The organism is Bacillus sp. 05T31, assembly GCF_056396725.1.
The window spans coordinates 1-5,601 of record NZ_JBFTMA010000445.1 but is presented as its reverse complement, the minus strand read 5'-3'; the positions used below and the strand labels follow the sequence as shown (position 1 = coordinate 5,601).

The 5,601-nt window shown below is 32.3% G+C and carries 3 protein-coding genes and 2 pseudogenes; all 5 read left to right on the top strand.

The features are described 5' to 3' along the window. Positions 1 to 592, top strand: a 592-nt coding sequence (locus AC1DJR_RS21490) for a signal peptidase II (protein WP_477003459.1), incomplete at its 5' end; no start/stop codon positions are given. Between the two features lie 328 nt (positions 593 to 920). Next, the gene (locus tag AC1DJR_RS21485; RefSeq protein ID WP_131245640.1) at positions 921 to 1,427 is read left to right on the top strand and encodes a DUF3902 family protein; all 507 of its coding nucleotides are present in this window, start codon (positions 921 to 923) and stop codon (positions 1,425 to 1,427) included. Positions 1,428 to 1,931: 504 nt separating this feature from the next. Next, positions 1,932 to 2,723, top strand: a pseudogene (locus AC1DJR_RS21480) (serine hydrolase domain-containing protein); the annotation flags it as partial. A gap of 331 nt (positions 2,724 to 3,054) precedes the next feature. Then, complete coding sequence (locus AC1DJR_RS21475; protein WP_477003458.1) at positions 3,055 to 4,809, top strand: adenine deaminase C-terminal domain-containing protein; 1,755 nt, start codon at positions 3,055 to 3,057, stop codon at positions 4,807 to 4,809. A gap of 113 nt (positions 4,810 to 4,922) precedes the next feature. Next, a pseudogene (locus tag AC1DJR_RS21470) lies at positions 4,923 to 5,428 on the top strand (hypothetical protein). Positions 5,429 to 5,601 lie beyond the last annotated feature (173 nt).

Genomic DNA, 5,601 nt, shown 5'->3' with positions numbered 1-5,601 from the left:
GGAGACAATATCGGAAAGAAATTATGATTTTACTAGTTTAGACGAACAGTTTGATGAACCTGAAAGAATTATAGATGAAGAAACAGGAGTTGTAGATACAAGAACAAAAATAGATAGGAAAATTCCACTTTTTGTACGGAAAAATTCATGGACTGATGTGTTTTCTGTTCTTTCAAATTCATGGATTAGTGTCGTTTTTTATGTAATTATTGCAGTGGTCATTCTATATGCTTTTTATAAATTAATGAGGAAAAAGGTAACGAAATCAGAAATAGAACAGGATAAACAATCGATAACAAAAGAAAATACGGATAGAACCGAAAAGAACAAGAAAGTGAAGCATCAGTTTGAACAGCCGTTACCTAAAGACACGATAAGGAAAACGTTAGTTGAATGGGAAAGAACTTTACCATTTCATGAACAGAGAAGGTCTTATGAAACGATACAACAATGGTTAAAACGAATATGTCGAACGAGAGATATTATTCCGATATATGAGTCTGCTCGTTATGGTGAAAAGACGTATACGGAGTTAGATGTTAAGAAGACTATGCGGTGGATAGATCGGGATGGAAAAGGGCGATATGAATAGTAGAATGTATTATATCAAAATAAAATGATGGCTGAGTTAATCTGAATATGAAAGTTATATAAGTAAATAAAATTAGCTGTAAATTAATTTTATTTACTTATATTTAATTGCATGTTAATGTATACTTAATTTTTTAATATCTCTACCAATGGAAAAAGAATATACAAGCTATATGGAACTCTTTGTAGAGTATTGCTTCTTTAATTGTTCATGAGTGTATCTTTGTTTTATTAATATAGAATGAAAAAAGGATACGTTAGAGCTAAACGATTAATGGGTAGCATGCTAATAAAAACTTATAATTTATTTTTAAGGGTGTGAAAATATAATGAAACCGGTATTGAAAAGCATACTTATTTCCTTTGCTTTTTCTGCAGTAGGGATGTGTTGGTTGCTGTTCATGTTATTTAGAGGGGGGGGAGACTGGTTATTGTCTTGGGTAGGTGTATTAATGGCATTTTTATCTTTATACACTTTAATAGATTTATATTGTAAGTATACATACGAAAAAACATTAAATAAATTGCTTATAAAATCAACAGTTACTACCTTTAGTTTTGGAGTATTAGGAATCACATTTGGTATAATACACGAGCTATTAACACCATGGAGTCTCAGTTTAATGGTTTGGTATTGGTTGCTAACTCTACTTTTATTTTTAACGACCATAATATTATTAGTTATTTTAGTATTTGTAAATCGTAAAGATCAAAATTTCCCCAGGGTATATAGATTACTTATACTTCTAAATTTACTTCTTACGTTAGGGCCAGTATTGTGGTCACTATTTCTTACTATTATTGGAAATGGCATGAACGCTAGTGCAGGATGGTAAAAGTGAATAAGGACTATTTGTTTAAAGAATAGAATGGAATAAAAAGTTGATATAGGGTTTTAAATATTTAAGAGAGCGTGTTTAGATAAAAATGAAAACACGTTCCTTTTTATTTTTATCTTAATAAGAACTCATTATATTTATAAGATAATCCAATAAGGATAAAATATATATTATTGGAACAAACATATATGCACCATTGACACGAACACAATTAATGAATCATCTTAAAAATAATAAAGACGAGGTGAAATGAAAACAAGGGCAGTTAAGTGACTGTCCTTATTTTATGTTCTCTTTTTAATTTCATACATAACTCTTTCTCAGCTTATCGTATCAAAATTTGAACGTAAGTATTTCGTAAGGAATGGATAAGAAAAAAGAGAGATTTATCATATAGGATTAAAGTATAACTTGAATCAATCCGATATTAATAGAGGAGAGGGAACCTTATGGAAAAATGTAATTCAATTAAGTTAGCAAGTTTGGCAGTTTTATTAGCATCCAATTGAAAAGTGGCTACCGGGTCTCATTCAAGGTAATGGGTATGATGGCAATCAAATTACGATACGTCAACTTTTGAATCATACGAGTGGTATAGCTGAATACTTAAAGTCAAAAGACGCTGATATTATGAATTCGAAAAAAACGTATACAGCAGAAGAAATAGTGAAAATAGGACTTTCTCTACCCCCAGATTTTTCGCCAGGTAAAGGATGGGCGTATTCAAACACAGGATACGTAATATTGGGAATGCTTATTGAAAAAATAAGTGGCAATAGTTATGCAGAAGAAATTGAAAAACGAATTATTGAACCTTTGGATCTGTCAAATACGTTTTTACCAGGGAATTCACCCGTTATTCCAGGAAAGGATCATGCTCGTGGGTATATGAAAATAGACGAAACAAGTGAATTGAAAGACATGACGTATTATAATCCAAGTCTAGCTAATTCAGCTGGAGATATGATTTCTAATGCGGACGATTTAAATAAATTCTTTTCATCTTTACTTGGAGGTAAGTTACTGAAGGAAAAGCAGCTAAAAGAAATGCTTACTACAGTTCCTACAGGGATCAAAGAACTTGGCCATGGATATGGTCTTGGAATCTATGAGACTAAGCTTCCAAACGGTGTTTCAGTTTGGGGGCATACAGGAGGGATTCCTGGATTTACCACTTTTGCTGGGGGAGCAATTGGAGGCAAACATACATTGGCTATTAGTATTAACTCTTTAGGTGCGATTGATATTAATACGCAGTTTAATAAAATGATGCAAATTGAATTTAATAAATAGATGAAAAGAAAGCGAATGGGATCCTGCTTTAAAGGACAGTATTAGCATTCATGGTATGGCAGCAATCAAGTATATGTAGAACATAAATACGGATACAAGTGTAATTCAATCTTATAGTTTAGTATAAAAAAGGATGTCGGTTACAAGACATCCTTTTTATTGAGGATCAAAGAGGTATGTTTATAAATTTTGAAAATTGTTATTTTTGTAATCATTCCATATAATAAAGGGTATAGGGGATATACAGGGGAGTTATGAATGGAGAATACTTTAGTTAGTTAATTATTTTTGTTTTAATAAATAAAAGTAAATTGATGTGGAGTGAAATACATTGGGACAAAATCAGTTTAGATGGAGTAACACACAATTACGAGAACATGTTGAAGTAATAGATGGCACAAGAAGCCCACACATATTATTMAAGAATGCAACATATTTAAATTCYTATWTGCGYGAGTGGRTGCAAGCAAATATTTGGRTMTATGATGACCGMATTRTATAYGTAGGAGAAAAAYTACCAGAGCAACTACAYGAATGTGAAGTCATTGATTGTGATGGAAAGTATGTAGTTCCTAGTTACATAGAACCGCATGCACATCCATATCAATTATATAATCCAGAAACGTTAGCAAATTATGCGATGCAATTTGGGACAACAACTTTTATTAATGATAATTTAACTTTATTTTTCACGTTACAACGTGAAGAAGCATTTCGTTTATTAGATGAATTTAAAAAGATTCCGGCAAGCATGTATTGGTGGTGTCGTTTTGATGGACAGACTGAACTACAAAATGGGGAATCTTTATTTAATAGTGAAGAAATAATGGAGTGGCTGAAGCATGAAGATGTTCTTCAGGGTGGCGAGTTAACAGCATGGCCAAAACTATTACATGGCGATGATGACATGTTAAATTGGGTGCAAGAAACGAAGCGATTACAGAAAAAAGTAGAAGGCCATTTTCCCGGAGCATCTGAAACAACTTTAGCGAAGTTAAAACTGTTAGGTACGGATTGCGATCATGAATCGATGACAGGRCARGARGCWTTAACWCGYCTTATGCAAGGKTACACYGTTTCTCTTAGGAATTCTTCRATCCGCCCAGATTTAGAAGTTTTAYTGAAAGAATTACTTGAATTAGGTGTTAAACAATTTGATAGATTCATTTTCACAACAGACGGTTCACATCCGTCATTTTATGAAAACGGAATGACGAATAGGATGATAGAAATAGCGATTAAGCAAGGAGTTCCAGTAATAGATGCTTATCATATGGCAAGTTATAACATTGCTCATTATTATAATATGGAGCATTTACATGGTTCGATTGCCACAGGTAGAATTGCAAATATTAATATTTTGGAAAGTAAAGAAAACCCAACTCCAATTAGTGTAATTGCAAAAGGGAAATGGGTGAAGCGTGACGGAGTAAACAAAAATGAATCATTACGTATAGAATGGGATGAATTTCAAGTAACCCCTCTACAACTAGACTGGTCTTTAAAGAAAGAAGATATGATTTTTTCTGAAACAACAGGTATAAAATTATTAAATGATGTTATTTCAAAACCATATGTAACTGAAATCGACTTAAACGGTGAGGAACTTTCTATTGAGCATGATGAATGTTTCCTTATGATGATTGCTCGTGATGGCACTTGGCGAGTGAATACAGTTGTGAAAGGTTTTKCGAATGGATTAGGAGGTCTTGCTAGCTCGTATTCTGGTACAGGTGACATCATTCTTATTGGAAAAAGAAAAGAAGATATGCTTACAGCTTTTCATAGAGTAAAAGAGCTAGGTGGCGGTATGGTAATAGCGGAAAGAAATGAAGTGTTACACGAAATTGCATTACCGTTGCTCGGGATTATGTCCGATTTAAAAATGAGCGAATTAATACATAAAGAGAAAAAAATGGTGGGATTACTACAAGAGCGAGGATACGTCTATAACGATCCTGCATTTACGATTTTATTCTTTTCTGCGACGCACTTGCCTTTTATAAGGGTAACACCTATAGGATTATATGATGTGAAAAGTAGTAAGGTACTTGCTTCGCCGGTAAATCTAATAAAGCAATATTAAAAGGAAATGTCCTATAAAAAGTCTATTTTATAGGACATTTCTCATTCTTAGCATAAGAATATCCTAAGCCTCAAATAATATATTATCTAAATCATTTGAGGTGATACKTATATATGAAAAAACTATTGTATATTTTAAGYGTATTTRTTTTATGYGTATCTATTCAACACGTTGTGCATTCCCAATCAGATGCACCAAGCTTGTCTTCGGATTGTCTGGAAGAAAGTAAAATACGTGATGAAAAGTATGTGAAAAACATAATGAATGACATAAAATCAACGTTTAATTTAAATATTGATGAAAATAGTTTTATGGAAGTCAGCAAAAGAGACCTAGAGGCTGCGCATTTGATGTATGGTGGACGGGAAAATGATACTTATTATAATTCGTTAACTAAAGCTTTTGAAAGTGGTGGATATAGAGGAGAGCCTAGGTTGTTTGTAAAGCCGCTTGAAGCATTTTTACTTTATAAAGAAATAGACGATACAAATGTTATGAAACATCTTAAACTTGAAAAAGGGGAGTGGATCGTTACCGAAACGAAAAAGAAGCCAGGAAAAATAGTGGAATACAAACCGTTACAATGTGAAAAGATTATCTGAAAAAGAAAAATGAATAACAAAATACTTATTAATGCTGTTTTTATCCAACGATATTTTCTGTTGATTTGAAATAGGAAAAGGTAAATAAATATATTAGCTTTATGTAATATGTTTGTTTACCTTTTTTTGAGAGATTTAAAAATTTGGGATGTTGTTAGTTGAAAATTATTTACTGGCTAATGAACATAAC